Genomic DNA, 26,056 nt, shown 5'->3' with positions numbered 1-26,056 from the left:
CGGGAACACACAGATGACCGAACCGGCGAAGGCTCCCCCCGTGACGGACGCCCTGCGTGCACAGGCGAAAGCCAATCCCGGTACGTGGGTATACGCGATCGATCCCGGGTTCGACCCCGCGGGCACCGTGCCGCCCCACGGGATCGTCGGGGCATGGCAGTCCGACGCGCAGGGGGAATTGGGGGAAGAGTTCACCCCCAATCCCGACTACCTGCCCACGCCGCAGGCGCGCGGTTGGGCGGAGCCCTCGTCACCACTCGAGCGTGTCCTGCAGCTGGTGCTGTGCGGATACCTGCCCAACGCCAGACTCGCCGAAGAATTCGCCGCGTCCACGGTCTTCACCTACGGTCGTCCTGGCGACGGGATCTTCTTGGCGCCGGCCCAGGATGGCGGCCGGCTCGCGTACGCCTTCACGGACGCCGACAAAGCCGCAGCATCCGGCTCTTCCGATCACCAGGCCCTCACCGGCGCCGACCTCGCGGCAGCGTTGCCCGAGGGCGTGCGCATCGCGGTGAACCCAGGCGCCCACGTTTCGGCCATCGTCCTGCCGTCAGCGGTGCTCCGCTCGTGATTCAGAGTCCGCAGTCGATCCGTGTCGCCCGCGCAGGCGAACAGGCCGAAGCGGCGATCGCGTGGCGCTATGAGGAGCGCGGCTGGGTCGTGGAACTGAGCTCGCCGGCGTTCGAGACGGTGGTGGCGCGGGAGAGCGACGCGTTCGAAGCGCTGTGCCGGATCCGGCGACAGCTCGAGCCGGACGGGTGGCGTGTCGGTGTCGCCGGCGCGCTTCCGGGCGTGTGGCCGAGTGGTATGGCCCGTGACCAAGGCGGAGGCTTGACCGTCTATCGCCTTGAGCCCGGCGAACTCGCTCCGTACGTCGACACCTTCTCGCCCGTCGATCCCGCGACCGTGACCACTGTCGCGCTTCAGGAGGCTGAGGCCGATCGCGTCTGGGGTCTTTAGGGGCCGACCCGCGCAGCACGCGATGCCTACGGGGGGAGTACTCCCCATCGGACTGTCGCTGCCGCGACCGTAGGGTCGTAGGAGGAGGTGGAGCCGTGGGAATGATGCTGCCGAACGAGCTCGTCTGGGTGATGGAGAAGCTCGGGTTCGAGTGGCCGGACATCGACGAAGACGAGTTGCGTCGTGGATCGGGCATTGTGCGCGTGTTCCGCGACGATCTCGAATCGAAGATCCAGGTCATGGATCGCAAGGTCAACGGCGACCTGGCAGCCGCGATGCGCGGTCAGGCCGGTCCCGCCTATGTGGCGGCGTGGAACGCGAACCGCTCGCAGAACCTGCAGAAGCTCTTGGACATCCTGGGTCCCGTGCCGACCGGCGTCGACATCGCCGCGGATGCGGTGTTCGCGCTGAAGATGAAGGTCATCGCCGACGTGACGGCGACGATGATCACCCTCGTGGCGATGCTGACCAATCCGATCAGTGCCGTCGGTGCCGGTCCGATGCTGATCATCAAGAAGAAGCTGCTCAATGCCGCCGTCGACATCGCGATCGAGCAAGTGCTGAATCAGGTGCTGCCCATGGCGGTCGAACCTTTGGTCAACGAGCTTCCGGGCATCATCATGGCCGCGCTGGAATCGCCGATCGTGGAAGCGGTCGCCGGTGACCCGGACGAGTTCTACGCCGACCTGCAGGCGCTCGAGCAGGCGGAGGGCGAGATGGAGCAGCACGCGGCGGACGTCGAGACGCTCACCGACCGCCTGATGTCCGATCTTGCCGGCCTCAACATCGGCGGTGACTGAGATGAGTATCGGGAAGGCCGTGATCCGGCCACTCAAGGATGCCCTGGACGACATGCCGGTGCACGTCCGTCAGCTCTCCGAGATGTTCCGCAAGCACGGCCAGAAGCAGCACCGGAACACGAGCGACGTCCAGAATCTCGACTCCGCCGATGTCGTGCATCCGCTGCAGCAGGCGTGGCGGTCGGATACGGACTGGACACCGGATTCCGTGGTCAGCTGGAAGGGCGAAGCCCCCGACCCGAGCGATTACCTCGACTCCGACTACATCTCTCAGCATCTGGCGCGCTTCGACGACGGGGCGAGCCGCATCTACTTCTCGGATTCGCTGCATCGCTACGGACCGGGACAAGCCGACGGGTCGACGTTCGTCTTCCCCACCTCGGAGCTGCAGGACATCCTCGATCGGACCGGCGGACGAGCCGACGACGTCGCCGACGCTCTGGGAATCGACCGCAAATACTTCTATGGCCCGGACGGCAACCCGGTGGACGTGGAGATCCGACACTTCGATCCGAGTGAGCTCGAGAACCTCCGGATGCCGTCAGGCAACGAAGCGGGAGCGAACGAGAACTGGATCCCGGGCGGATACCTTCCGACCGGTGTCCCGGAGGCGGTCATGGATGTCCCCGGCAGCGCGACCGGCATCGGCAATCTGGACAGAGGTGGGACCGATTACAACCCCGGTCTCTGGCCGGGCACGGCGCAGAGCCTGACTCTGCACCGATGAGCGGCTTCGGTGACCCCGTGATCCGGTCGACCGCTCTCGCTCCCACGTCGGTGCAGACCGGGGCGGTGATCTCGTACAGTGCCGAGAAGCTCGTCGCGAGCGGCGAGGAGATCGTCGCCGCGATCGAGTCCCGGCTCACGCGTCCGGTGACCTCCGGTGGGGGGCGTGACGAGTGGCTGATGAGCGAGGTACCCGCCCTCTCGCGCGGGACCGCATGGATCGTGCCGCTCGCGTGGATCCCCGACGACGATGACCAGACGCTGCGCACCAGGGCCGGCGAGCTGTGGACGGCGATCCGGTCCGCGTGCGAGTACCGCCATGGTGCACAGATCGGGATCCATCTGGAGGGTGACGAGACCGCACCGACACCCTACGCGCGGGAACTCGTCCGTACGGACGCGCGGCGAGCCGACTGGTGGGAGACCGGTGATTCGGCGATCGTCCTCGTCGTGTACGGCGACCCGATCCCGGCGCCGGTCAGGCGCATGGCCGTCCATGTCGTGCCGATCGGCTGGGTGTCGCAGCGCCGACCGACGGCTGCGAAGAAGATGACGGGGCTCGATCTCGCGTGGTCCTGGCGGGACGTCATCGCGGTCGCGCGCACGGGCGGCGCGGAGGCCAGGGCTAGCCTTGCAGAAGAGGACGAGAACGAGAAGTGATGACCCCGGAGGACGTAGACGTGACCACCACCCCGCAGATCTACGGTGCGAGCGAGCTGGGCGTTCTCTCCATCACGGCACCCGGCTCCGCGCACCCGCGCGTCGAGTACGTGGGCGGCGAGATCTTCGTCGGCCTGGCGGAGGACGGCGTCGTCGTCACGCAGGGGCAGGCCGATGCGATGACGCGCCCGTTCGCCGCGGCCGTCGTCGACTCGCTGCCGACCGTCTCCTCCCTGCCTGACTCCGATGACGGCGTCGTCCTGATCCAGGACGAGGCTCTGGCGGCCGGCATCCTGATCGAGCCGGAGCGCATCGCCGAGGTGGCCCTCGCGGGTGATCCGGTCGTGTTCGCTCTGTCGCGCAGCGCGGTCGTGATCGTGGGTGCCGACGACGAGGCGGGGATCGTTCGGGTCCTCGATATCGCCGAGGCGCTGTTCGATGAGGGTGGTCCGCTCGTGAGCGCCCACCCGGTCGTTCTGATCGATGGCGCCTGGAGGCCGTTCCGCTGGAAGGAGCGTTTCGCGCAGCTCGGGCTTCGGATCGAGCGTGTCCTGCGTCTGTTCAGTGTGCGGGCATACGAAGCGCAGAGCGCGGCCCTCGCGCGCCCCGACGTCCACCTCGCCGACCCGAAGATCCACGTGAGGGAGGACGGCGTCACGCTGACCTTCGCGGCGTGGCCCAAGGGGACGGCCACCCTCCTGCCCGTGGTGGACAACGTGATGATCGCCGACCCGGCCGGTTCGGTGAGCGTCGCGACGATGCAAGAGTTCCTCAGCGCGGCAGGGGACGCGGTCGTGCGCACGGGGTTGTCCCCGATGCGCTACTTCGTTCCCGGCGCAGCTCCTCGGTGAAAGCGGCCGTCGGCGCAGACCGCGCAGGCATCGACGCGGGATGGTCGTCGGCCCACGTGGTGGATCTGCGCGCATCCGACCCTCGATGACGCGCGCGGCTGGCAGACTGTCGCCGGGGGAATGTCACGAGACCGACGTGAATGCTGAGAACCACTGTGAACAGAGCTGCTGCGAACACCGAGATGGAATCCACGGGCACCGACGCCGGAAGGCAAGCCGAAGCTGCACCCCTCCGGCTCGAGTTCGCCGGCGAGTGGATCGACGTTCCTCCCGACTCCGCGTTCATCATCGGCCGCGAAGGCGACCTCGAGATCGACGACAACCCGTACCTGCATCGCCACTTCCTCGAGCTGCAGTATCGAGACGGATTCTGGTGGCTGGCCAACGTCGGCGTTCTGCTCGCTGCGACGATCTCCAGCGCCGGGGGAGCGGTGCAGTCCTGGCTCTCGCCGGGGGCCCGGATGCCGCTCGTTTTCGAGCGCAGCGTCATCGTCTTCACCGCCGGCCCGGTCACGTATGAGCTGAGCCTGCACACGGACGAGGCGCCGTACGAGGTCTCCCGGCAGGTGCAGGCGACGATGAGCGGCGAGACGACGGTGATGCCGGCGAGCTTCACGCCGCTCCAGAAGCAGCTCATGGTGGCGCTGGCCGAGCCCATGCTGCGGCGCGAGGGAGTGAGCATGAACGAACTGCCCTCCTCGAGTGCCGCTGCGCGGCGGCTGGGCTGGACGATGACGAAGTTCAATCGGAAACTCGACAACGTCTGCGACAAGCTGGATCGGATGGGCGTACAGGGTCTCCGGGGCGGTGCGGGCAAGCTCGCCACGAATCGTCGCGCCCGGCTGGTGGAGTACGCCGTGACGTCTCAGGTCGTCACACGCGCCGATCTGCCGCTGCTGGACGATGAGTCGCTGCGAAGTCAGGTCGACTCCGACCGCGACTGACGGCGACCGAGGCGGTCTTCCGGTTGTGTGGTCTGACCATAGACGCTACTGTGGTCAGACCATAGAGAGGAGCGTCGTGCCCGAAGAAGCGCGCACCTGGCAGGTCGTCCTCGAGAAGATCGAATCCGACCTTCTCGACGGCGTCCTCGCGCCCGGTGATCGACTCCCGCCCGAGCGCGAGCTCGCCTCGACGCTCGGCGTCGGAAGATCCAGTGTGCGCGAGGCGCTTCGGGTTCTGGAGGTCATGGGCCTGCTCCGCACCGGCACCGGCTCGGGCCCGACGGCGGGAGCGATCATCATCGCGACACCGCAGGGCGGGATGTCGGCCCTCCTGCGCCTGCACGTCGCAGCGCACGGCTTCCCGCTCGACGACGTGGTGGCCACACGCCTCATCCTCGAGGCGGCGGTCGTCGAGATCCTGAGTGCCGACCGCACGAAGTCGACGCAGGCGGCGCTGGACATCGTCGACGCGATGGATGCCGATGACCTGAGTGCAGGAGAGTTCCTGGCGCTGGACGCCCGGTTGCACCTCGCCCTCGCCGAGGCGTCGGGGAACGTGGTGATCACCGCGATGATGGCGGGGCTCCGCACCTCGATCGAGACCTACGTGCAGGCGGGCGCCGCGCGCATCCCTGACTGGCCGTCCACGGCGGCTCGTCTGCGCGCCGAGCACCGCGCCATCCTCGAGGCCGTCGACAGCGCAGACGCGGCGTCGGCGCGAACCCTGATCCGCGAGCACATCTCCGGCTATTACGCCGAAGCCGGCCTGGCCCGCACCTGACGAAAGGACCACCGATGGTCAAACGCCAACTCGCCAAACCGACCGAGCTGCTCGAGCTGATGCAGTTCAAGAAGCCCGAACTGGACGGTCGGAAGCGTCGCCTCGACTCCGCGCTCACGATCCACGATCTGCGTGCGATCGCCAAGCGGCGCACTCCCAAAGCGGCGTTCGACTACACGGACGGCGCCGCCGAGGCGGAGCTCTCGCTCGCCCGGGCCCGCCAGGCGTTCGAGGACATCGAATTCCACCCCGGCATCCTCAAACCCGCCCCGGACGTCGACACGTCCGTCGAGATCCTGGGCGGCCCGTCCGCGCTGCCGTTCGGCATCGCACCGACCGGATTCACCAGGCTCATGCAGACCGAGGGAGAGAGTGCCGGGGCGTCCGCGGCCGGTGCCGCCGGCATCCCCTTCACGCTCTCCACGCTCGGCACGACCTCCATCGAGGACGTGAAGAAGGCCAACCCGCACGGGCGCAACTGGTTCCAGCTCTACGTGATGCGCGATCGGGACATCTCCTATGGGCTCGTCCGGCGCGCGGCGGCGGCGGGGTTCGACACGCTGCAGTTCACGGTGGACACCCCGGTCGCGGGTGCTCGTCTGCGTGACAAGCGAAACGGCTTCGCGATCCCGCCGCAGCTGACGGTGGGCACGATCATGAACGCGATCCCGCGGCCGTGGTGGTGGTACGACTTCCTCACGACGCCGAAACTCGAGTTCGCGTCGCTCTCGACGACCGGAGGGACCGTCGGCGAACTGCTCAACGCCGCGATGGACCCGACGATCAGCTACGACGACCTCGACGTGATCCGCAGCATGTGGCCGGGCAAGATCGTCGTCAAGGGCGTCCAGAACGTCGAGGACTCCGTCCGCTTGATCGACGCAGGTGTCGACGGCATCGTCCTGTCCAACCACGGCGGTCGGCAACTCGACCGCGCGCCGATCCCGTTCCACCTCCTGCCCCACGTCGTGCGCGAAGTGGGACGAGATGCGACGGTGATGGTCGACACCGGGATCATGAACGGGGCCGACATCGTGGCCTCGCTCGCCCTCGGCGCGAAGTTCACGCTCATCGGCCGTGCGTATCTCTACGGGCTGATGGCCGGAGGGCGCCAGGGCGTGGATCGGACGATCGCGATCCTGCGCAGTGAGATCGAGCGCACGATGCAGCTCCTCGGCGTCGCTTCGGTCGCGGAGCTCGAGCCGGGCCACGTGACCCAGCTCGCGCGCCTGGTGCCGGTGGGTCAGCCTCTCGCGGGCAGGGTCGGCGTCAACTGATCCAGGTGCTCGGCGGTGTCCTCCCAGCCCTCGACGGCCTGGCAGGGCACCCCGAGCGCGAGAACCGGATAGTCGTTGCCGTCCGGGTCGAGGCGGTCGCCGAAGAACAGCATGTCCGCGAGCTCGATGCCGGTCTGTTCGGAGAGACGGCGCATGCCGTACGCCTTGTCGATGCCGCGGTGGGTGATGTCGACGGAGGTCGATCCGCCCGAGCGGACCTCGAGGTCGGGAAGGACGGCGGCGACGGCCTCGCGGAGGGCGTTCTTCTTGCTGCCGGTGGGATCCCATGCGGTCTTGGCGTCCAGGGGCGCCCTCTGACCGAGCGCGGAGAACGTGATCTGCGATCCGCGGTCCTCGAGGATGTCCCCCCAGGTCTCTGACTCCCACAGACCGAGCCGGCGGGCCTCGCCCTCGACGGCCGCGAGTGCGCGGGCTTTCTCGTCGTCCGTCAGCGTGTGCGCGTAGACGGTCGTGATCTCGTCGTCCTCGATGCGGTAGTACTGCGTGCCGCATGTCGGCAGCAGGTGGATGTGCGAAAGCACGTCGGCGGATGCCGAGGGCAGGCGATCGACGACCTGCACGCGGAACTGCTCGAGCTGACCGCCCGAGATGATCGCCACCTCGACGCGCTCGGCCAGCGCGACCAGGAGTTCGCCGATCCGCGGATCGATCGCGCTCTTGGAGGGGGCGAGCGTGTCGTCGAGGTCGAAGGCGACGAGGCGGGGAGTCGGCATGCGGTGCTCCTGTCGTGTGTGGGGGAGGGACAGCGAAGGCTCCGTCTGCCTGGAGAAACCAGGCGGACGGAGCCTCTCTGCTGTCGGGGTGACAGGATTTGAACCTGCGGCCTCGTCGTCCCGAACGACGCGCGCTACCAAGCTGCGCCACACCCCGTGGCAACCAGTCGAGTCTACCCCGAAGCGGAGCGTGGTCCGAACCGCGGCGACTCACCGGCTGCGTGGACCCGTCCGGTGCCCGTGCCTCCGGAGCCCGAAAAGCGTTCCACCGGCGGTGAGGAGCGCGATCCCGATTCCGGAGACGGCGCCGGCCGGGACGGGAGTGCCCGTCGCGGCGAGTGCTCTCGGTGACGGCGGCGGGGGTGCCGTGCCGACGAGCGTCGTCTCGTGGGCGACGCCGCATGTCCCCCTGTGCAGGAGCGCGCCGGCGGCGTCGACGGCGCGCTCCTGCCAGTAGTACGTGCCGGCTCGGGACACCGCGGGCGACGTCACGACGTGTTCCCCCGGCTCGAGCATCACGTGCGCGTCACTCGTCCACACGAGGGCCGCGTCCACGCAGGCCTCGCTCGGCGGCACTCCGTCGGCGGCGAGGTAGACCGTCGATGTCACTGTCAGGCCACCGGGAGGGATCGGCCCTCTGACGATGATCTTGTCGCTCACCGGCTCACCCACCACCGCGGTGGCCTGCGCGAGCGACGAGACGTCGCTCCAGAGGCTGATCTGACTTGCTTCGCCGAAAGGCTCGCTCCACGAGTATCCCGGAGGCAGCGCATTGCGGACCTCACCGGTCTGGTCCTCCGCGCGGATGCGCCACACCGCGGTGTAGAACCCCGGCTCCGGCAGCTCCCACAGCGAGGACACCCGGTAGTCGGCCTCGGGTCCGGCATCCGTCGTCAGCGCGAGCGAGCCCACGCTCTGCGCACCCTCCGGGACGTGCTCCGAGAGGACGGGGGCGGAATCGGTGCGGAAGACCTCCGCGGTGGCGGTCACGGGAAGCGGCGTGCCGTCCTCCGCTCGCGGCCAATCGGCGAGCGACCCCGCGAAACGGACGTCGTCCACGAACCCGCCGCCGGTCACGTACGCCGATCCGACCTGGGTGGCGATCGTCGGTGCGAATCGTGGCACGCGGGGCGCCGCATCCGATCCGGCGACGTCGAAGCCGACCTCTCCGGCGGGCCCGGCGGTGTCCTGGCCGCCCGGCGTGGTGAAGTGGCGGACGGCGGCGACCGCGGTGAGTCGCATCCGCCCGGAGCCGCTGACGGCGTACGGGCGACCGGGGGTCGGCGGGACGGTCACGATGGGGTACTCGACGCCCGGAACGACGTCCGCAAGGGTCGGCGACCCGTTCGCCGCGAATGTGGCGCCGACGAGCGTGACGGTGCCGACCGCGGCGGTGGTGGTCGCCTCGACGAGGACCGAGCCCGTTGCCGGGTCGGCGTCGTCGGCGCGGAAGACGAGCCGACCGGATGCCGCCGCCACGCCCGCCGGGATCGACCGCGCTTCGTCGTAGTACGCGACGGCGAGTCTCTGGATCTCCGCGTCGTGCTCGGGGGCGAGGGCCGAGAACGTCCAGTGGATCGCGCCGGCCAGGGAGTCGCCTGGGTAGCCGAAGCTGTGAAGGGTCTCGTCCCAGTGCGCGATCGCCTTCACGGCCCATCCCACGGCGGCGGACTGCACGGCATCGCCGGATTGCCCGTAGACGGTGACCAGGTGGTTGATCGCGGTGAGCTGCTGCGGATTCAGGCCCGCCGCCCCCGCGCTCACCCCCTGGTCGGCGCTCGGACCCGTCGGGGCCGGGAGCCCCGGAAGGATGCAGTACGTGTGCACCCCGTCGACGAGCATCGACCCGTGCCATCCGTAGGTGGACACCGGAGCCCAGGAGCCGAAGCCCGCTCCCTGTGAGGCGGCGTGCGCGGCCGGCGCAGTGACCACCGACCCTGCGCCGGTCAGCACGAAGGCGGCCAGGAGCGCCGCGACGAGGCGGGCGAGGATGCGATGCGCAGGGGAAGCGGTGCGGCGGACGGTGGGGGACATAGCGGCTCCGATCGGTCGAACCGATCGTCGCCCGCGCCCAGCCGCGGCGGCGGGGGCTGCCGCGGATCTGTGGACGACCCGCCGGGTGAGGCGCTTGGGGAGGAGTCGCGGTCAGCGCGAGGTGAGCGTGATGAGCGACACTTCCGGACGGCACGCGAAGCGCACCGGGGCGTAGATCGAGTGTCCGATCCCGGCGCTCACGTTCAGGGGCACGATGCGTCCTCGGTGCGACCACTCGCTCAGGCCGCGCGCCTGCGGGAGGGGGATGTCGCAGTTCGCCACGAGCGCGCCGTAACCGGGCACGCGCACCTGCCCGCCGTGCGTGTGCCCCGCGAGGATCATGTCCGCGCCGAGGTCGGTGAACGAGTCCAGCACGCGCCGGTACGGCGCGTGCGTGACCCCGAGCGTCGCAGCGGCGGGGGCGATGTCGGCCTGGAGCCTCTCGAGCAGCCCGGGGAGCACACTCAGGTCATCCCATCCGCGATGGGCGTCGCTGATACCGAACGCGTCGATCCGCACGCTGGGCAGCTGCAGAGAACCCACCGTGTTGTTGAGGTCGAGCCAGCCCAGTTCGTCGGCGAGGTAGCCGTCCAGCGCCCGGGTGTCGAGGGGTTCGCTCGTGTGCTTCACCTTCGACGGTCCGGTGAAGTACAGCAGCGGATTGCGCGGGCTGGGCGCGGCGTGGTCGTTGGATCCGTGCACGAAGGCCCCCGGGATGCCGCGCAGCGGGTCCAGTGCGACTCGCAGGCCCTGCAGACCCCGCTCGTGGCCCATGTTGTCGCCGGTGTTCACGACGAGATCCGGTTGCCACGTTTCCGCGAGCGCGGCCATCCAGCTCTGCTTGCGGTGCTGCCACGGCGCCATGTGCGCGTCCGAGAGGTGCAGCAGGCGCACGGATGCGGATCCCGGCGGCAGCAGAGCGACCTCGTGTCGGCGGACGGTGAAGAGATAGCGCTCGATGCCGATGCCCCACGTCGCGGCTCCCACGCCGACCGCCCCCACCGCTCCGAGAGCGGCGAGGGCGGTCTTCACAGCGGAGGATGCCACTACGTGCACTTCGCGCGGCTGTAGTTGACCGTGATGGCCGCGTTGCGGTTCACGACGGTCCCGGCCGCAGGATTCGTGCTCGTCGCCTTGCCCTGCGGGCCCGCGGACTCGTCCTCGGTACACGTGCCGGGTTGGACGTTGCCGAAGCCGGACCCGCGCAGATCGCTCAGGGCCTTGTCGAGCTGTTTGCCGCTGACATCCGGCACCGCGAGCCCCTGGCCGTTGCTCGGGCTGATCGTGACCGTCGTCCCGCCGCTCACGCGGCCGGCGCCGGGGTTCTGCGCGGCGATGATGCCCTCGGCCTCGCCGGAGTCGACCGGGTCGCCCACATTCACGCTGAAGCCGGCGTTCTCGAGCGTCGCCGTCGCCTGATCGACGCTCATGCCGATCACGCTGGGAAGATCGCGAAGAATGACGCGGGTGAGGTTCGAGTCCGGCTCGGGGAAGTCGTCCCCCCCATAGGCGGAGTCCGCGGCCTCCTGGGTCTGACGCGCCAGGATGTAGCGGAGACCGCCGAATGGCTCGAAGACGTCGTTGAGTCCTTCGATGTTGCCGACCCACGCGGCCGTGGTGACCTTCGTGCTCGACTCGATCATCCACGTGTGGTACGTCTCGTGCGTTCCGGTCTTTCCGAGCAACGGCGTGCCGTCGTAGGGGTTCGCCTGCGACCCGGTGCCGCCGCGCTGCATGACGCCTTCGAGCGCGTAGGCGGCCGTCGCGGCGACCTTCGGGTCGAGCACCTGCGTGCACGTGCGGGCGGGTGGGGTGATCTCCACGCCGTCGGAGTCGACGACGCGGTCGATCGCCTTGGGCTGGCAGTAGATGCCGTTGTTCGCGACCGTGGCGTACGCACCCGCCATCGCGATGGGGGAGACGTTGCTGGATCCGATGATCGAGAACTGGGTGTTCACGTCGACCGGCTGGCCGGTGCTGGCGTTCGTGACACCCATCTTCGTGGCGACCTTCTCGATGTCGCACAGGTCCAACTGCTCGGCCATCGCGAAGTATCCGGAGTTCAGCGACTGCGCGGTGAACTGCATCGGCGTACCGGTGTAGCCCCCACCGCCGCCGAAGTTGCCGACGCGGTCATTCGTGGTGTTGACCCAGTCCCCGTCGCAGGAGTTGGTCATGCGCTTGATGACGCGCACCTGACCGTTCAGCGTCTCGTTGACCGAGTGCCCCTTCTCGAGCCAGTCGATCAGAGTGAACAGCTTGAACGTCGAACCGGGGTTGAAGCCGCCCGATGAGCCGTAGGTCGAGTCGCCTGCGAAGACGAGGGCGCTCTTGTTCGGATCGGATGCCGCGCTGGCGTCCTCGGCGAACTGCGTGTTCTGCGCGATGGCCAGGATGCGACCCGTCGTCGTCTCGATGCTGACGATCGTGGATCCGAGGCGCATGAAGTCGACGGACGACGGGACGTTCTCCTTCATCGCGTTCTCGGCGGCCATCTGGACGCGGAAGTCCAGTGTCGTGTAGATCTTCAGACCGCCGCGCTTGAGCGCCTTCTCGCGCTCTTCGGCCGTCGCGCCGAAAGCCGGGTCGTTCTCGACGATGTCGCGGACGTACTGGCAGAAGTAGGCCGATCCGCCCGCGGTGCTGCAGCCGGTGTCCGCCGGGCTCAGCACGGGCGTGATGGGCTCGATCGCCGCTGCGACGTACTGCTCCTGCGTGATCTTGCCATCGTCCAGCAGTCGGCTGAGGACGTACAGCTGACGCCCCTTCGTCGCGCTGTAGCCGTCGGCGGCGGCGAGCACCTGCTCGTCGGTGATCGTCCCCTCGTCGCGGAGGGTGATCAGAGCCTGGATGCTGCGCGGATCGACGTCGTCGATCGAGCCGTCCGGCGCCTTGTTGTAGGCGAGGTCGCCGTCGAAGATCGAACCGCCCGGGCGGTCGATGCGGTAGGTGTTCGGGTTCTGCACGATGCCGGCGAGCGTCGCCGCCTGCGCGACGGAGAGGTCTTTCGCGGACACGCTGAAGTACCGCTTCGCCGCGGCGTCGACGCCGTACGTGCGACCGCCGAAGTTCGCGATGTTCAGGTAGCCGAGGAGGATGTCGTTCTTGGAATACTTCTGCTCGAGCGCGATCGCGTACCGCATCTCCTGCAACTTGCGCTGAATGCCGTCGGCCCCCGCAGCGGTCGTCGCCTCCGTCCAGCAGTTCGCGAGCACCTCGTCGGTCTTCGCGCGGATCTCGTCGGCGGTCGGTGCGACGTACAGCGTCGCCGGGTCGACGGCGACGCCGTCCGCAGCTTCCGCCGTGGCCTTCTCGGCTGCGGCGACCGCGGCGTCTTCCGCCGTCGTGTTCAGCTCTGCGACGGCGTCGGCGTCGGCGTTGGACTCGCATCGCTGGATGAGGACGTTCTTGACGTACTGCTGGCTGATCGAGGATCCACCCTGCGTCTCGCCGCCACCGCGGACGTTCTGCAGGAGTGCGCGGGACGTGCCGATCAGGTCGACGCCGCCGTGCTGGTAGAAGCGCGGGTCCTCGCTGGAGAGGATCGCGTCGTACATGACCGGAGTGACCTGGTCGAAGGTGACCGGGGAGCGGTCCTGGTCGTAGAACGTGGCCAGCTCGACCTCGGACCCGTCGGCGGGGTTGATCGCCACGATCGTCGACGGAAGCATGAGCTTGTCGATGTCGAGCACGCTCGGGAGGTTGTCGAACATCGTGATCGCGTTCGTCGCGGCTGCACCCGTGAGGGCGATCGCGGGGGTCACGGTAGCGGTGATGAGGACACCCGCGGCGGCGCTCAGACCGATCAGGCCCAGCAGGCCCCCGGCCACACCGCTAGCCGTGCGTTTCTTCTCAGGCATAGGCTTGATCGTAAGGGTGCTAGCTGGGCGAACCCTTCACGGACGCGCCTGCGCACTGCGCTGCGCCCGCCATCGCACCCGACGCATCGGAGAGTCCATGACAACGTGGGAGTACCTCACCACGCCCCTGCTGATCCACAACACCGCCGCGATCCTCAACAACTGGGGCAAGCAGGGGTGGGAGCTCGTCCAGGTCGTGCCCGGCCCCGAGGGCGGGCTCGTCGCCTACCTCAAGCGGCCGAGCGGCGCGGGTTCGGCCAACGCGGGGCTGGATGCCGCGGCGCAGGCCGCCGCGCAGTTCGAAGGGACGGGTCGATGAGCGTCTCCGCCCGGCTCGCCGAGCTCGGCATCCAGTTGCCGTCCGTCGTCCCCCCCGTCGCCGCGTACGTGCCCGCGAAGGCGCACGGCGATCTGGTGTTCACCGCCGGCCAGCTGCCGATGGTGTCGGGGGCGCTTCCGGAGGCCGGCAAGGTCGGCGACGGCCCCGGACTCGTCGCGCCCGCCGACGCGCAGCGTTACGCCCGCCAGAGCGCGCTGAACGCACTGGCGGGCGCCGCCGCCGCGGTCGGAGGCGTGGACCGCCTGAGCGGCGTCGTGAAGGTCGTCGGCTTCGTCGCCTCGGTTCCGGACTTCACCGGGCAGCCGGGCGTGATCAACGGCGCGAGCGAAGTGCTCGGCGAGATCTTCGGCGACGCCGGCCGGCACGCGCGATCCGCTGTCGGCGTGCCGGTGCTTCCCCTGGACAGTCCGGTCGAGGTGGAAGTGATCTTCAGCGTCGCGGAGTGACTCCGGTGATCTCAGCGCACCTGCGCTGAGATCACCGACATCACCGCGGTGTCGGCGAGGGTCGTCGTGTCGCCGACCTCGCGGCCCTCTGCGACGTCGCGCAGCAGTCGACGCATGATCTTGCCCGACCGCGTCTTCGGGAGCTCTTCGACGATGTAGACGTCTCGGGGGCGCGCGATGGGGCCGATCTGCTCGCCGACCCAGGCCCGCAGGGACTGTGCCAGGCCGTCCGGCGAATGCGCCGCCAGATAGCTCTGCTTGATGATCACGAAGGCGGCGACCGCCTGGCCTGTCGTCTCGTCCGACGCCCCGACGACCGCGGCTTCGGCGACCGCCTCGTTCGCGACGAGGGCGGACTCGATCTCCGTGGTCGACAAGCGGTGGCCCGACACGTTCATGACGTCGTCGACGCGGCCGAGCAGCCACACGTCTCCGTCCTCGTCGAGCCGCGCGCCGTCGCCCGCGAAGTAGTAGCCCTGCGCGGCGAACTTGTCCCAGTAGGTCTCCTTGTACCGCTCCGGGTCGCCCCAGATGCCGCGCAGCATGCTCGGCCAGGGGCGGGTGATCACCAGGAGTCCGCCGTTGCCGTTGCCCACGTGCACGCCGTCGTCGTCGACGACTTCGACGGCCACGCCGGGGAGCGGCACCTGCGCGCTTCCCGGCTTCGTCTCGGTCACGCCGGGCAGTGCCGAGATCATGATCGCGCCGGTCTCGGTCTGCCACCACGTGTCCACGATCGGGGCCACCTTGCCGCCGATGACCTTGCGGTACCACATCCACGCTTCGGGGTTGATGGGCTCACCCACCGAGCCGAGAAGACGCAGGGACGAGAGATCGTACTGCTCCGGGATCGCGCGGCCGAGCTTCATGAACGAGCGGATCGCGGTCGGCGCCGTGTAGAGGATCGTGACGCCGTACTTCTGCACGATCTCCCACCACCGGCCCGGGTGCGGGGTGTCCGGTGTGCCTTCGTACAGCACTTGCGTCGCACCGTTGGCGAGCGGTCCGTACGTCACGTAGCTGTGCCCGGTGATCCAGCCGATGTCGGCCGTGCACCAGTACACGTCCGTTTCGGGGTGCAGGTCGTGCACGACCCTGTTGCTGAAGGCGGCCTGCGTCAGGTACCCGCCGGAGGTGTGCATGATGCCCTTGGGCTTTCCGGTGGTGCCCGAGGTGTAGAGGATGAACAGCGGTGTCTCAGCGGGGAACGCGCGGGCCTCGTGCTCGGCCGAGGCCTGAGGCACGACGTCGTGCCACCAGATGTCGCGGCCCTCGGTCCACTCGACGTCGTTCCCTCCGCGCCGGACCACCAGCACGTGCTCCACGCTCTCCTGCACGCCCGAGCCGTTGCGGTCGCTGAGCGCCATGTCGACGGCGGGCTTCAGAGCGCTGACCTTGCCCTTGCGGTAGCCGCCGTCGGCGGTGATCACGAGCTTCGCGCCGGCGTCGTCGATGCGCGAGCGCAGGCTGTCGGCCGAGAACCCGCCGAAGATGACCGAGTGGATCGCGCCCAGGCGTGCCACGGCGAGCATCGCTGCGATCGCCTCGGGGATCATCGGCATGTAGATCGCGACGCGGTCTCCCTCGCCGATCCCGAGGTCCTGCAGCACGTTCGCGAGCCTCTTCACCTCGTCCGTCAGCTCCGCGTACGTCACGTGGCGGGAGTCGCCGGGCTCGCCTTCCCACAGCAGCGCGACGCGCTCGCCGTTCCCGGCTTCCACGTGCCGATCGAGACAGTTGTACGCGACGTTGAGCTCGCCGTCGGCGAACCAGCTCGCGAACGGGGGGTTCGACCAGTCCAGCACCTGGGTGAACGGGGTGTGCCAGTGCAGTTCGCGGGCCTGCGCCGCCCAGAAGCCGGTGTCGTCTGCGGCTGCTTGCGCGTACAGGTCGGCGGTCGCGACGGCATCCGCGGCGAACTGCGCGGGCGGCGCGAAGCGCCTGCTCTCGGAGAGGAGGTGGTCGATCTGGCTGCTCATTGCTCGCTCCTTCGCGGGCCGTTCCGGGTACGGGCCTGCGGGACCCGTCTCTGCGTCACGGACAACCTATCGACGCGATCCCGGCCCCACTACCTCCGATAGTGGGGAGCCTCGGTCGAGCGGATGCCGCTCGGCCGTCCCGGCGATATATCGGTGAGGAGGAGATGAGAGCGTTTTGACCGGTCTGCGATTGTGCGTATGCTCATCCCCGGCCGAACTTCGATTCTGGCATTGCGGCACCCGACCCACCCCCGAAATGCGGTGTCGCGCGTGGCGGCATCCCATTCCCCCCATGGGATGCCGCCCCCTTTTCTTTCCGGCCCTGCGCGGCCGATGACCGACCGCTCCTCCCCAGGCGCCCTCCACGCTCCGATGTCCACGGATGCGCCTCCGTCGCGGGTGGCGGACGCGACGGCGACCTAGCGTCGAGCCATGTCCGAGCGATTCGTGGTCACCCCCCGCGTAGTCGCCGACGACGCCGCGCCGCCGCAGCCCGGCGCGCGACGGGCGAAGGGTGCGGCACCCGCCGTGCGCCCGGCAGCAGGGCCCCTTGCGGCGCCGCTCGAGCCGTTCGCCGCGTTCCTCGCGGACCCGACGGTGACCGACATCTTCGTCAACGGCGACTCGGGACTCTTCGTGGACCGGGGAGCCGGAGCCGAGCGCGCTCCGCACTGGCGGTCGAAGGAAGACGATGTGCGCGAACTGGCCGTCGCCCTGATCGGTCTCGGCGGCCGCCACATCGACGACGCGGCACCCGCCGTGGACGTGCGCCTCGAGGGCGGCATCCGCGTTCACGCCGTCCTCCCGCCGGTCGCCGCGGAGGGCACCGCGATCTCGATCCGCGTGCCGCGCCTGCAGCATCCCGATCTGCAGGCCTTGCAGCGGGAGGGCATGTTCGACGCCGAGACGCGAGCCCGGCTGGAGGACGCCGTCCTGACGCGGCGGAACATGCTGATCACCGGGTCGGCCGGCGCGGGCAAGACCACCCTCCTCACGGCCCTGCTCGGCTGCGTGCCGCACTCCGACCGCATCGTCACGATCGAGGACGTCGCCGAACTCGCACCGGATCACCCGCACCACGTGCGCCTGGAGGCGCGTCAGCCGAACCTCGAGGGCGCCGGAGCGGTCGGGCTGGCACGACTCGTCCGCGAGGCGCTGCGCATGCGTCCCGACCGACTGGTGGTGGGGGAGTGCCGGGGTGAAGAGGTGCGCGAACTGCTCACGGCGCTGAACACGGGGCACGACGGCGGGGCCGGGACCCTCCACGCGAACGGACTGCATGACGTCCCGGCCCGATTGGAAGCGCTCGGCGCGCTCGCGGGGCTGGGCGACATCGCCCTTGCCCGTCAGGCGTCCAGTGCGATCCACCTCGTGCTCCACGTGCAGCGCGACCCGGACGGCGTGCGCCGCCTGGTGGCTGCCGGTCGACCGGTCGTGGGGCCCGCCGGTCGTGTGGACGTCGAGGAGCTGCCGTGGTTCTCGGAATGACGGCCCGCGTAAGGGGCCTGCGTCGGAGGCGCGGTGGCCCCGGCGCTGGTGCGGGCGGGATCCCCGACACCGTGCTGCGGCTCGCGGTCCTCCTCCAGGCAGGTGTCACGCCGGAACGGGCGTGGGGATATCTCGCCGACACGGGCGACATCGCGGCCGGACGCATCCGCGACGCGCACACACGCGGCACGCCTCTCGCCCACGCGATCGCCGCTGCCGACGACGAGCCCGCGGGCCCGACCCGCAGACGGCGTCCCCCGCCGTCCGAGGCGACGGCACCCGTCGCCTGGCGTGACATCGCCGCGGCGTGGCAGGTGGCCGCTGCGGTCGGCGCGCCGATGGCGGAGAGCCTGCGCGCGCTCGCGGCGGCGCTGCGGGACGCGGCCGAGGCCGCCGACGACGTCCGGGTCGCTCTCGCGGAGCCGGCAGGGACGGCACGACTCATGGCGTGGCTCCCGCTCGTCGCAATCGTGCTGGGAGTCGCGCTCGGGTTCGACACGATGGGCACGCTCATCGGCAGTCCGGGCGGCATCGCGTGCCTCCTGCTCGGTGCGGCGTTGATCTTCGCGTCGCACCGGTGGAACGCAGCGCTGGTCCGACGAGCCCGACCACAAGGGGGCATTCCCGGCCTCCAGGCGGAGCTGCTCGCCGTCGCGCTCAGCGGGGGTGTGTCGATCGATCGGGCCCGCCGCCTCGTGCACGAAGCGACGGACGCGCCGTCGGATGCCGAGACCGACAGGGTCCTGATGCTCTCGCGGACCGCGGGCGTCCCGGCGGTCGAACTACTCCGCGCCGCGTCGACGCTCGCCCGGCACCGCGCGCGGGTCGAGGGGAGGCTCCGGGCCGCGCGTCTGTCGACGGCCCTCTTGTTGCCGCTCGGCGTCTGCACGCTGCCGGCGTTCCTGCTGCTGGGAGTGGCTCCCATGCTTCTCAGCGTCATGACGACGATGCCGTCGCCGGTCTGAGTCGCGCCCCATCCGTGTCCGGTCCCAAGGAAAGGAATCCCATGTCCCCGCACTCCGCCACACGCGCCGTGCCGCGGCTCACCCGCCGTCGCGCGCTCCGTCTCTACTACCACCGCGGCGCGGCGCCCTCGGACGAGACGGGCGCGGCCACCGCCGAATACGCGATCGCCACGATGGCGGCCGTGGCCTTCGCCGGGCTCCTGGTGGTGATCATGCGCAGCGACGAGGTGCGCGGCATCCTCACCGATCTGGTTCGACGCGCCCTCACCGTCGCATGACGGGCCGCGGACTCGGCGAGCGCGGGTCCGTGGTCGCCGAGTTCGCGATCGCGCTCCCCGCCGTGGTGCTCGTCCTCCTCTTCGGCGCCGGTGCGGTGAGCGCGAGCGGCATGTCGGTGCGGTTGCAGGATGCGGCGTCCGATGCGGCACGGATCGTCGCGCGAGGTGAGCCGGACGCGCGGGCGGCGCAGGTCATGCAGTCCGCCGTCGCCGGGTCGACGACCGGCGTCGAGCGAGTCGGAGACGTGGTCTGCGTCACGGCGAGCGCGGTGGCGCCGGTGATCGCGCTCACCCTCACGGCGCGGGCGTGCGCCCTCGCGGGTGGCCTCTGATGGCCGGTGCGATGCTCTCGCTCGGCGTGCTGGCGTGCGCCGCGACCCTGGTGGTCGGGGGATGCGGTGTCGGTGCGGCGGCCACGTTCTCGCAGCGACTCGCCGGGGCGGCGGACGCCGCCGCGCTCGCGGCCGCCGACACCGCATCCGGCGCTGCGGCCGGAGTGCCGTGCGCGCGCGCCGCGGAGATCGCCGCGACGATGGGCGCGACGCTCACGCGCTGCGATCTCGACGAGCTCGTAGCCACCGTGACGGTGTCGGCGGTCTTCGCACGGGTCTCGGCTTCGGCATCCGCCCGCGCAGGCCCAGCGCCGGGCTAGCCGTCGCGGACGGCTCCGTGGGGCGGAGCACAAGTTTTGTGTGTGTATGGTGTGCAACGACGAAAGGACGCCCCCGTTGGCTACAGGCAAGAAGCTCGTCATCGTCGAGTCACCGACGAAGATGAAGTCGATCCAGGGCTACCTCGGCGACGACTACGAGGTGCTCAGCTCGGTCGGACACATTCGCGATCTCGCGAGCAAGAAGGACATCCCGGCTGAGAAGAAGACCGCGTACGGCAAGTACTCGATCGACATCGACAACGACTTCGACCCCTATTACGTGGTCAACGACCGCAAGACCAAGACGGTCGCCGAGCTCAAACGCGCGCTCAAGGGCGCCGATGAGGTCCTGCTCGCGACAGATGAGGACCGCGAGGGCGAGGCGATCGCCTGGCATCTGCTCGAGGTGCTCAAGCCCAAGGTCCCCGTGCACCGCATGGTGTTCCACGAGATCACGAAGGACGCGATCCGGGCGGCGGTGGACAACACCCGGGAACTCGATCTCGCCCTCGTCGACGCCCAGGAGACCCGCCGGGTCCTGGACCGCCTCTACGGCTGGGATGTCTCGCCGGTCCTCTGGCGTAAGGTCGGCAGCGGCCGCGAGGGTGCCGCGCTGAGCGCCGGTCGCGTCCAGTCCGCCGCGACCAGGATGGTCGTCGAACGCGAACGCGAGCGCATGGCGTTCGTCTCGGCCGGCTACTGGGACGTCGAAGCGCTCGCGGGCAAAGCCGGCGAGTCGTTCACGACGCGCCTCGCCCGCGTCGACGGTGCACCGCTCGCGCGCGGTGGGGATTTCGACGACCGCGGCGAGCTGAAGAAGGTCGTCGTCGTCCTCGACGAGGCTCAGGCCCGCGCGCTTGCAGCCGCCGTCGAGAAGGTCGGCGAAGCCCTCGTCACCGCGCTGGAGTCCAAGCCCGGAACCCGCAGCCCGCGGGCGCCCTTCACGACCTCCACCCTCCAGCAGGAGGCCGGCCGCAAGCTCTCCATGAGTGCGAAGCACGCGATGAGCGTCGCGCAGCGCCTCTACGAGAAGGGCTTCATCACCTATATGCGCACCGACTCGGTCGCGCTGAGCACGCAGGCGATCCGCGCGGCGCGCGAACAGGCCGTGGCGCTCTACGGCGAGAAAGCGGTCCCGCTGAACCCGCGGGTGTACCGCAGCAACAGCAAGAACGCGCAGGAGGCGCACGAGGCGATCCGCCCCTCCGGTGAGCAGTTCCGCACTCCCGCCTCGGTGTCCGCGGAGCTCGACCGCGACGAGCAGCGCATGTACGACCTGATCTGGAAGCGGACGATCGCCAGCCAGATGTCGGACGCGAAGTACGAGACGACGACAGTGACGCTCGCCGTCGACGCACCGGTGGACGGAAAGGCGCAGCGCGCCGAGTTCACGGCATCCGGCACCGTCTACACCTTCAAGGGCTTCCTGGAGGCCTACGAAGAGGGGCGCGACGAGAAGCGCAGCGACGCGGACAAGGCCGACGACCAGTCGCTGCCGGTCCTGGCGGTCGGCGACACGCTGCGCATGAAGGACGTCGAGCCCAAGGGGCACTCGACCTCGCCGAAGCCCCGCTACACCGAGGCGAGCCTGGTCAAGGCGCTCGAGGAGAAGGGCATCGGCCGGCCGTCGACGTTCGCGAGCATCATCGACGTGATCCTCGACCGCGGCTACGTCACCAAGCGCGGGCAGGCGCTCGTGCCCAGCTGGCTCGCGTTCAGCGTCGTGCGCCTCCTCGAGGAGCACTTCGCCGACCTCGTCGACTACGACTTCACCGCGGCGCTCGAGGACGACCTCGATGCGATCGCCCGCGGAGAGCAGCAGCGCACGGCGTGGCTCAAGGAGTTCTACTTCGGCTCGGACGCGCACCCCGGCCTGCGCAACATCGTCGAGAATCTCGGCGAGATCGACGCGCGCGAGTTGAACGCGACCCGCATCAGCGACACCGTGACGCTGCGCTTCGGCAAATACGGTCCGTACCTGGACGTCGTGGACCCCGCGGCCCCGGACGCCCCGCCCCGACGGGTCAACATCCCCGAAGACCTCGCGCCCGACGAACTGACCCCCGAGCGCGCCCAGGAGCTGATCGACGCGCCGGTCGCGGGCAATCGCGTCCTCGGCGAGAACCCCGAGAACGGCAAGCTCGTGATCGTGAAGGACGGCCGCTTCGGTCCGTACATCGAGGAGACCGAACCCGAGGACCCCACGGCGGTGGACGAGAGCACCGGGGAGATCGTCGAGGAGGCGCCGAAGAAGAAGACCGCGGCGCGGGGCGCGAAGAAGGATGCCGCACCCAAGCCTCGGACCGCGTCGCTGTTCAAGTCCATGTCGGTGGACACGATCGACCTGGAGACGGCGCTCCGACTCCTCGAACTGCCGCGCACCGTCGGCACCGACCCCGAGTCGGGCGAGGTCATCACCGCGCAGAACGGGCGATACGGGCCGTACTTGAAGAAGGGCACGGACTCCCGGACGCTGGACTCCGAGCAGCAGATCTTCGACATCTCGCTCGAGCAGGCGCTCGCGATCTACGCGCTGCCGAAGTACGGAGCGCGCCGGGCGTCGGCGGCGCTCGCCGAATTCGACAACGACCCGGTCAGCGGCAAGCCCATCCGGGTGAAGGACGGCCGTTTCGGCGCGTACGTCACCGACGGAGAGACGAACGTCACGATTCCGCGTGGTCAGACCGTCGCCGACATCACGTACGAGATCGCCGTGCAGATGATCGCCGACAAGCGCGCGAAGGGGCCCGCTCCCAAGCGGACCACGACGCGCAAGACGACCGCTCGCAAGGCGCCGGCGAAGAAGTGACGGACGGCCGCGGACTGTTCATCACGCTCGAGGGCGGCGACGGGGCGGGTAAGACCACCCAATCCGCGCTCCTGGAGGAGTGGCTCCGCGCGCGCGGGCGCACGGTCGTGCGCACACGGGAGCCGGGCGGCACCGAGGTCGGCGTCCTCATCCGCGACATCGTGCTGCACCATCGCGGCGAGATCGCGGCGCGTGCGGAGGCGCTGCTCTACGCCGCAGATCGCGCCCATCACATCGAGCACCTCGTCCGCCCGGCTCTCGAGCGGGGCGCCGTGGTGATCCAGGACCGCTACCTCGATTCTTCCGTCGCCTACCAGGGCGCCGGCCGAGTCCTCGGGCGCGACGAAGTCCGTGAGCTCTCCCTGTGGGCGACGGAGGGGCTGCTTCCCGATCTCACCGTGCTGCTCGATCTCGATCCGACCGCGGCGCGCGAGCGGCTGGATGCCGACGACAAGCCCTTCGATCGCCTCGAGGCCGAGGCCTCGGCGTTCCACGACCGCGTACGGGCCGAGTTCCTGGCGCTCGCCGCAGCCGAACCCGGGCGGTTCCTCGTCCTGGACGCGTCGCGCTCACCGGCCGACCTCGCCACGGACATCCAGGGCCGCGTGCAGGCGCTGTGGGACGCCCGCGAGCGCGGCGGCACCGTCGGCGGCGCCGATTAGGCTGGGGCGATGAGCAGCAGTGCGGTCGTCGACGCCTCTGCGGCCATCCCCGCCGAGCTGCCGTGGGGTGCCGTGTGGGGGCAGGACGACGCCGTCGCGACGCTGCGGGAGGCGGCATCCGACCCGGCGTCGATGACGCACGCCTGGCTCATCACCGGGCCGCCCGGATCCGGCCGTTCCACCCTCGCCTACGCGTTCGCCGCGGCGCTGATCGCGGAAGACGGTGACGAGTCCGCGATGCGGCAGGTGCTGGCGGGCACGCACCCGGACATGACCGCACTGCGCACCGAAGGCGTCATCATCTCCATCAAGGACGCCCGGTCCCTCGTCGAGCGGTCCTACTTCAGCCCCTCGCTCGGTCGATACCGCGTGATCGTGATGGAGGACGCCGATCGCATGGTCGAGCGGACCTCCAACGTTCTGCTCAAGGCTCTCGAAGAGCCGCCCGAGCGCACGGTCTGGTTGCTGTGCGCTCCGAGCGAGGCGGATCTGCTCCCGACGATCCGCTCACGAGTGCGCACGCTGCGGCTGCGTGAGCCCGACGTCGCCGACGTCGCACGGCTCATCACCCAGCGCACCGGTGCCGACCCGGTCATCGCCGAGCAGGCCGCGCGTCACGCTCAGCGCCATATCGGCATGGCGCAGCGGCTGGCGACGGATGACGCCGCCCGCGCGCGGCGTGATGCCATGCTCCGCGGCGTCCTCGCGGTGCGGAGCGTCGGCGATGCGGTCGAGGTCGCCGGGCGTGTGGTCGCCGCGGCCACGGACGACGCGAAGGCCCTCACCGCCGAGCGAGACGAGGCCGAGCGGGCCTCGCTCCTGCGCACGCTCGGAATCGCGGAGGGCGCCGCGGTGCCCCCTTCGGTCCGCTCGCAGCTGAGCGCGCTCGAGGATGATCAGAAGCGTCGTGCGACCCGCAGTCTTCGCGACGGCATCGACCGCGTGCTGACGGACCTGCAGTCGATGTTCCGCGACGTCGTGATGTTGCAGTTCGGCAGAGGCGGCGCCGGCGGATCCGAGCTGATCAACCGTGAACTCGATGCCGAGCTCCGCGCCCTCGCCGCGGCGTGGCCCACCGACCGCACCTTGACCGTTCTCGACCGGATCGCCGAAACACGTCGCAACCTCGAGCAGAACGTCGCCCCCACCCTCGCCCTCGAAAGCATGCTCGTCACCGTCGCGAGCGGGAGGACCCCGTGAACACCAGCATCCCCTCCGTCCCCTTCCGGTCTTCGCGACGCACCCGACGCGTGCTCGCGGTGCTGGCGGGCGTCGTCACCGCTTCGCTCGCGCTCTCGGGTTGTCTGTACTCGCTGATCCCCGAGTCCCGCCCCACCTCGACCGCGAGTCTGCCGCCGGACACCGACGGCGTCGCGGACGATCTGCTGCCCTTCTACGAGCAGGAGCTGGCGTGGTCGGCGTGCGGGGCGTTCGAGTGCACGACCGTCACGGCGCCGCTGGACTGGGAGAACCCCGCGACCGGTGAGATCGAGCTGTCCGTCATCCGGCAGCGGGCCGACTCCGGCGAGGCGATCGGCTCGCTCCTGACCAACCCCGGCGGTCCGGGCGCGAGCGGTGTCGGGCTGATCCGCGACAGCATCGACTACGCCGTCGGTTCCGCCCTGCAGGAGAAGTACGACGTGATCGGGTTCGACCCGCGCGGCGTGGGGGAGTCCACGGCCGTGACGTGCCTGGATGCCGCGGCCATGGACTCCTACCTGTTCGACATCCCGGCCGACCCGCGTGGTTCGGACGCGTGGACGGCGGACCGCGACGAGCAGAATGCGCAGTTCGCCGCCGCGTGCGAAGCCAACAGCGACGGCATCCTGCCTTTCATCACGACCGAGAACGCCGCCCGCGACATGGACCTGCTGCGGGCGGTGCTCGGCGACAAGAAGCTCAACTACCTCGGGTACTCGTATGGCACCTTCCTCGGGGCGACGTACGCGAAGCTGTACCCCGAACGGGTCGGCCGCCTCGTGCTGGACGGCGCGATCGACCCCGCGATCCCTGGCAGCGACGTCAGCACGATCCAGGCGATCGGGTTCGAGAACGCCCTGCGCGCGTATATGGCCGACTGTCTGACGCAGTCCGACTGCCCGTTCAGCGGGACGGTCGACGAGGGTATGGCCGATCTCGGCACTCTGCTCGCAAGCGTCGATCAGTCACCGCTGCCGGCCTCCGACGGCCGTCAGCTCGGGGCCGACTCGCTTCTGACCGGAATCATCGCGGCGCTGTACTCGCAGGACAGCTGGCCCTATTTGACCAGCGCCCTCAGCGAGGCGCTGCAGGGCAACCCGGACGTCGCGCTCCAGCTCGCCGACTTCTACTACAACCGGCAGGACGGCGCCTACCTGGACAACTCGACCGAGGCGTTCCGGGCGTACAACTGCATGGACTATCCGCTGGAGGATTCCGAGGCGGCGAAGGCCGCGAGCGACGCCCGCATCGCGGCCGAGGCGCCGACGGTCGCCCCGTACTGGTCCGGGCCTGACCCCTGCGCGGTGTGGCCGTACCCGCCGACCGGCACCCGCGGCGCGATCACGGCCGACGGGGCCGCCCCGATCGTGGTGATCGGCACCACGAACGACCCGGCGACGCCGTACGAGTGGGCGGTCTCCCTTGCCGACCAGCTGAGCTCGGGCGTCCTCATCACGCGCGTGGGTGAGGGTCACACCGGATACAACAAGGGCAACGCGTGTGTGGACGACGCGGTCGAGGCATATCTGCTCGAGGGAACAGTTCCGCAGGACGGGCTGCGCTGCGAGTGAGCGGGGGCCGCGCGTTCGCGAGGGCGCCGCGGACACTGT

Annotated in this window: 25 protein-coding genes and 1 tRNA gene; 20 read left to right on the top strand and 6 right to left on the bottom strand. The window is 69.8% G+C overall.

Annotation, left to right across the window (positions count from 1 at the left end):
- Positions 1-40 precede the first annotated feature (40 nt).
- The 9 genes from ABD197_RS13055 (at position 41) to ABD197_RS13015 (ending at position 6,999) form a co-directional block, all read left to right on the top strand.
- The gene (locus ABD197_RS13055) at positions 41-571 is read left to right on the top strand and encodes a type VII secretion system-associated protein (RefSeq protein WP_344055218.1); all 531 of its coding nucleotides are present in this window, start codon (positions 41-43) and stop codon (positions 569-571) included.
- On the top strand, positions 568-960 hold the full coding sequence (locus ABD197_RS13050; RefSeq protein ID WP_344055217.1) for a hypothetical protein: 393 nt from the start codon (positions 568-570) through the stop codon (positions 958-960). The genes ABD197_RS13055 and ABD197_RS13050 overlap by 4 nt, the downstream gene beginning before the upstream one ends.
- 101 nt (positions 961-1,061) lie before the next feature.
- The gene (locus ABD197_RS13045) at positions 1,062-1,760 is read left to right on the top strand and encodes a WXG100-like domain-containing protein (RefSeq protein ID WP_344055862.1); all 699 of its coding nucleotides are present in this window, start codon (positions 1,062-1,064) and stop codon (positions 1,758-1,760) included.
- A gap of 1 nt (position 1,761) precedes the next feature.
- Positions 1,762-2,487 (top strand): hypothetical protein, encoded by a 726-nt coding sequence (locus tag ABD197_RS13040; protein ID WP_344055861.1) that lies wholly within the window; start codon positions 1,762-1,764, stop codon positions 2,485-2,487.
- Positions 2,484-3,146, top strand: coding sequence for a hypothetical protein (locus ABD197_RS13035; protein ID WP_344055215.1), 663 nt, complete (start codon positions 2,484-2,486; stop codon positions 3,144-3,146). Before ABD197_RS13040 ends, ABD197_RS13035 begins: the two co-directional genes overlap by 4 nt.
- A 20-nt stretch (positions 3,147-3,166) precedes the next feature.
- Complete coding sequence (locus ABD197_RS13030) at positions 3,167-3,997, top strand: hypothetical protein (RefSeq protein ID WP_344055213.1); 831 nt, start codon at positions 3,167-3,169, stop codon at positions 3,995-3,997.
- 182 nt (positions 3,998-4,179) lie between these two features.
- Entirely contained in the window at positions 4,180-4,941 is a 762-nt protein-coding gene (locus tag ABD197_RS13025) for an FHA domain-containing protein (protein ID WP_344055860.1), read from the top strand.
- Positions 4,942-5,017: 76 nt separating this feature from the next.
- A complete protein-coding gene (locus ABD197_RS13020) occupies positions 5,018-5,722 on the top strand; it encodes a FadR/GntR family transcriptional regulator (protein WP_344055211.1) in 705 nt (234 codons plus the stop codon).
- 14 nt (positions 5,723-5,736) lie between these two features.
- Positions 5,737-6,999 carry an alpha-hydroxy acid oxidase gene (locus tag ABD197_RS13015; protein ID WP_344055209.1) on the top strand — a complete coding sequence of 421 codons (1,263 nt, stop codon included), beginning with the start codon at positions 5,737-5,739 and terminating at the stop codon, positions 6,997-6,999.
- On the opposite strand, the gene ABD197_RS13010 is transcribed toward ABD197_RS13015, so the two are convergent.
- The 5 genes from ABD197_RS13010 to ABD197_RS12990 all read right to left on the bottom strand — a co-directional run bounded on the left by ABD197_RS13010 (position 6,966) and on the right by ABD197_RS12990 (position 13,627).
- Positions 6,966-7,733 (bottom strand): HAD-IIB family hydrolase, encoded by a 768-nt coding sequence (locus ABD197_RS13010; protein ID WP_344055207.1) that lies wholly within the window; start codon positions 7,731-7,733, stop codon positions 6,966-6,968. The two genes, ABD197_RS13015 and ABD197_RS13010, sit on opposite strands and share 34 nt — an antisense overlap.
- Positions 7,734-7,816: 83 nt before the next feature.
- Positions 7,817-7,890, bottom strand: a tRNA-Pro gene (locus ABD197_RS13005).
- A 53-nt stretch (positions 7,891-7,943) separates the two neighbouring features.
- Positions 7,944-9,767: a hypothetical protein gene (locus ABD197_RS13000; RefSeq protein WP_344055205.1), complete on the bottom strand. Its 1,824-nt coding sequence runs from the start codon at positions 9,765-9,767 to the stop codon at positions 7,944-7,946.
- Positions 9,768-9,878: 111 nt separating this feature from the next.
- Entirely contained in the window at positions 9,879-10,799 is a 921-nt protein-coding gene (locus ABD197_RS12995) for a metallophosphoesterase (RefSeq protein WP_344055203.1), read from the bottom strand.
- Between the two features lie 14 nt (positions 10,800-10,813).
- Complete coding sequence (locus ABD197_RS12990) at positions 10,814-13,627, bottom strand: transglycosylase domain-containing protein (RefSeq protein WP_344055201.1); 2,814 nt, start codon at positions 13,625-13,627, stop codon at positions 10,814-10,816.
- A gap of 97 nt (positions 13,628-13,724) precedes the next feature.
- On the opposite strand from ABD197_RS12990, the gene sp36 reads away from it, so the two are divergent.
- Positions 13,725-13,946, top strand: a complete 222-nt coding sequence (sp36, locus tag ABD197_RS12985; protein ID WP_344055199.1) for a Sp36 family protein — start codon at positions 13,725-13,727, stop codon at positions 13,944-13,946.
- Complete coding sequence (locus ABD197_RS12980) at positions 13,943-14,413, top strand: RidA family protein (RefSeq protein WP_344055197.1); 471 nt, start codon at positions 13,943-13,945, stop codon at positions 14,411-14,413. Before sp36 ends, ABD197_RS12980 begins: the two co-directional genes overlap by 4 nt.
- Positions 14,414-14,424: 11 nt before the next feature.
- Here ABD197_RS12980 and acs read toward each other — a convergent pair whose 3' ends face one another.
- A complete protein-coding gene (gene acs / locus ABD197_RS12975; protein WP_344055195.1) occupies positions 14,425-16,392 on the bottom strand; it encodes an acetate--CoA ligase in 1,968 nt (655 codons plus the stop codon).
- Positions 16,393-16,824: 432 nt separating this feature from the next.
- Between acs and ABD197_RS12970 the strand changes: the two genes are divergently transcribed.
- The 9 genes from ABD197_RS12970 to ABD197_RS12930 all read left to right on the top strand — a co-directional run bounded on the left by ABD197_RS12970 (position 16,825) and on the right by ABD197_RS12930 (position 26,017).
- Positions 16,825-17,880 carry a TadA family conjugal transfer-associated ATPase gene (locus tag ABD197_RS12970; protein ID WP_344055193.1) on the top strand — a complete coding sequence of 352 codons (1,056 nt, stop codon included), beginning with the start codon at positions 16,825-16,827 and terminating at the stop codon, positions 17,878-17,880.
- A complete protein-coding gene (locus ABD197_RS12965) occupies positions 17,865-18,845 on the top strand; it encodes a type II secretion system F family protein (protein WP_344055191.1) in 981 nt (326 codons plus the stop codon). Before ABD197_RS12970 ends, ABD197_RS12965 begins: the two co-directional genes overlap by 16 nt.
- 41 nt (positions 18,846-18,886) lie before the next feature.
- On the top strand, positions 18,887-19,123 hold the full coding sequence (locus tag ABD197_RS12960; RefSeq protein ID WP_344055189.1) for a DUF4244 domain-containing protein: 237 nt from the start codon (positions 18,887-18,889) through the stop codon (positions 19,121-19,123).
- A complete protein-coding gene (locus ABD197_RS12955; protein WP_344055187.1) occupies positions 19,120-19,455 on the top strand; it encodes a TadE family type IV pilus minor pilin in 336 nt (111 codons plus the stop codon). The genes ABD197_RS12960 and ABD197_RS12955 overlap by 4 nt, the downstream gene beginning before the upstream one ends.
- On the top strand, positions 19,455-19,775 hold the full coding sequence (locus tag ABD197_RS12950) for a helicase (protein ID WP_344055185.1): 321 nt from the start codon (positions 19,455-19,457) through the stop codon (positions 19,773-19,775). The genes ABD197_RS12955 and ABD197_RS12950 overlap by 1 nt, the downstream gene beginning before the upstream one ends.
- Before the next feature lie 76 nt (positions 19,776-19,851).
- Positions 19,852-22,584 (top strand): type I DNA topoisomerase, encoded by a 2,733-nt coding sequence (topA, locus tag ABD197_RS12945; RefSeq protein WP_425561017.1) that lies wholly within the window; start codon positions 19,852-19,854, stop codon positions 22,582-22,584.
- Entirely contained in the window at positions 22,581-23,246 is a 666-nt protein-coding gene (tmk, locus tag ABD197_RS12940; RefSeq protein ID WP_344055183.1) for a dTMP kinase, read from the top strand. Before topA ends, tmk begins: the two co-directional genes overlap by 4 nt.
- A 9-nt stretch (positions 23,247-23,255) precedes the next feature.
- Positions 23,256-24,446 (top strand): DNA polymerase III subunit delta', encoded by a 1,191-nt coding sequence (locus ABD197_RS12935; protein ID WP_344055181.1) that lies wholly within the window; start codon positions 23,256-23,258, stop codon positions 24,444-24,446.
- The gene (locus ABD197_RS12930; protein WP_344055179.1) at positions 24,443-26,017 is read left to right on the top strand and encodes an alpha/beta hydrolase; all 1,575 of its coding nucleotides are present in this window, start codon (positions 24,443-24,445) and stop codon (positions 26,015-26,017) included. The genes ABD197_RS12935 and ABD197_RS12930 overlap by 4 nt, the downstream gene beginning before the upstream one ends.
- Positions 26,018-26,056 lie beyond the last annotated feature (39 nt).

The organism is Microbacterium lacus (assembly GCF_039531105.1).
Classification (GTDB): domain Bacteria; phylum Actinomycetota; class Actinomycetes; order Actinomycetales; family Microbacteriaceae; genus Microbacterium; species Microbacterium lacus.
The sequence above is the reverse complement of the archived record's forward strand: the minus strand, read 5'-3'. Positions and strand labels throughout refer to the sequence as shown.

Bases quoted from the DNA above. Each gene is read 5' to 3' on its own strand.
- ABD197_RS12990 (WP_344055201.1), bottom strand. From the start codon at position 13,627: ATGCCTGAGAAGAAACGCACGGCTAGCGGTGTGGCCGGGGGCCTGCTG.
- ABD197_RS13010 (WP_344055207.1), bottom strand. From the start codon at position 7,733: ATGCCGACTCCCCGCCTCGTCGCCTTCGACCTCGACGACACGCTCGCC.
- ABD197_RS13040 (WP_344055861.1), top strand. From the start codon at position 1,762: ATGAGTATCGGGAAGGCCGTGATCCGGCCACTCAAGGATGCCCTGGAC.
- ABD197_RS12980 (WP_344055197.1), top strand. From the start codon at position 13,943: ATGAGCGTCTCCGCCCGGCTCGCCGAGCTCGGCATCCAGTTGCCGTCC.
- ABD197_RS13025 (WP_344055860.1), top strand. From the start codon at position 4,180: ATGGAATCCACGGGCACCGACGCCGGAAGGCAAGCCGAAGCTGCACCC.
- ABD197_RS12970 (WP_344055193.1), top strand. From the start codon at position 16,825: ATGTCCGAGCGATTCGTGGTCACCCCCCGCGTAGTCGCCGACGACGCC.
- ABD197_RS12960 (WP_344055189.1), top strand. From the start codon at position 18,887: ATGTCCCCGCACTCCGCCACACGCGCCGTGCCGCGGCTCACCCGCCGT.
- ABD197_RS13045 (WP_344055862.1), top strand. From the start codon at position 1,062: ATGATGCTGCCGAACGAGCTCGTCTGGGTGATGGAGAAGCTCGGGTTC.
- ABD197_RS13000 (WP_344055205.1), bottom strand. From the start codon at position 9,767: ATGTCCCCCACCGTCCGCCGCACCGCTTCCCCTGCGCATCGCATCCTC.
- ABD197_RS13015 (WP_344055209.1), top strand. From the start codon at position 5,737: ATGGTCAAACGCCAACTCGCCAAACCGACCGAGCTGCTCGAGCTGATG.
- acs (WP_344055195.1), bottom strand. From the start codon at position 16,392: ATGAGCAGCCAGATCGACCACCTCCTCTCCGAGAGCAGGCGCTTCGCG.
- ABD197_RS12950 (WP_344055185.1), top strand. From the start codon at position 19,455: ATGGCCGGTGCGATGCTCTCGCTCGGCGTGCTGGCGTGCGCCGCGACC.
- sp36 (WP_344055199.1), top strand. From the start codon at position 13,725: ATGACAACGTGGGAGTACCTCACCACGCCCCTGCTGATCCACAACACC.
- ABD197_RS12935 (WP_344055181.1), top strand. From the start codon at position 23,256: ATGAGCAGCAGTGCGGTCGTCGACGCCTCTGCGGCCATCCCCGCCGAG.
- ABD197_RS12955 (WP_344055187.1), top strand. From the start codon at position 19,120: ATGACGGGCCGCGGACTCGGCGAGCGCGGGTCCGTGGTCGCCGAGTTC.
- ABD197_RS13035 (WP_344055215.1), top strand. From the start codon at position 2,484: ATGAGCGGCTTCGGTGACCCCGTGATCCGGTCGACCGCTCTCGCTCCC.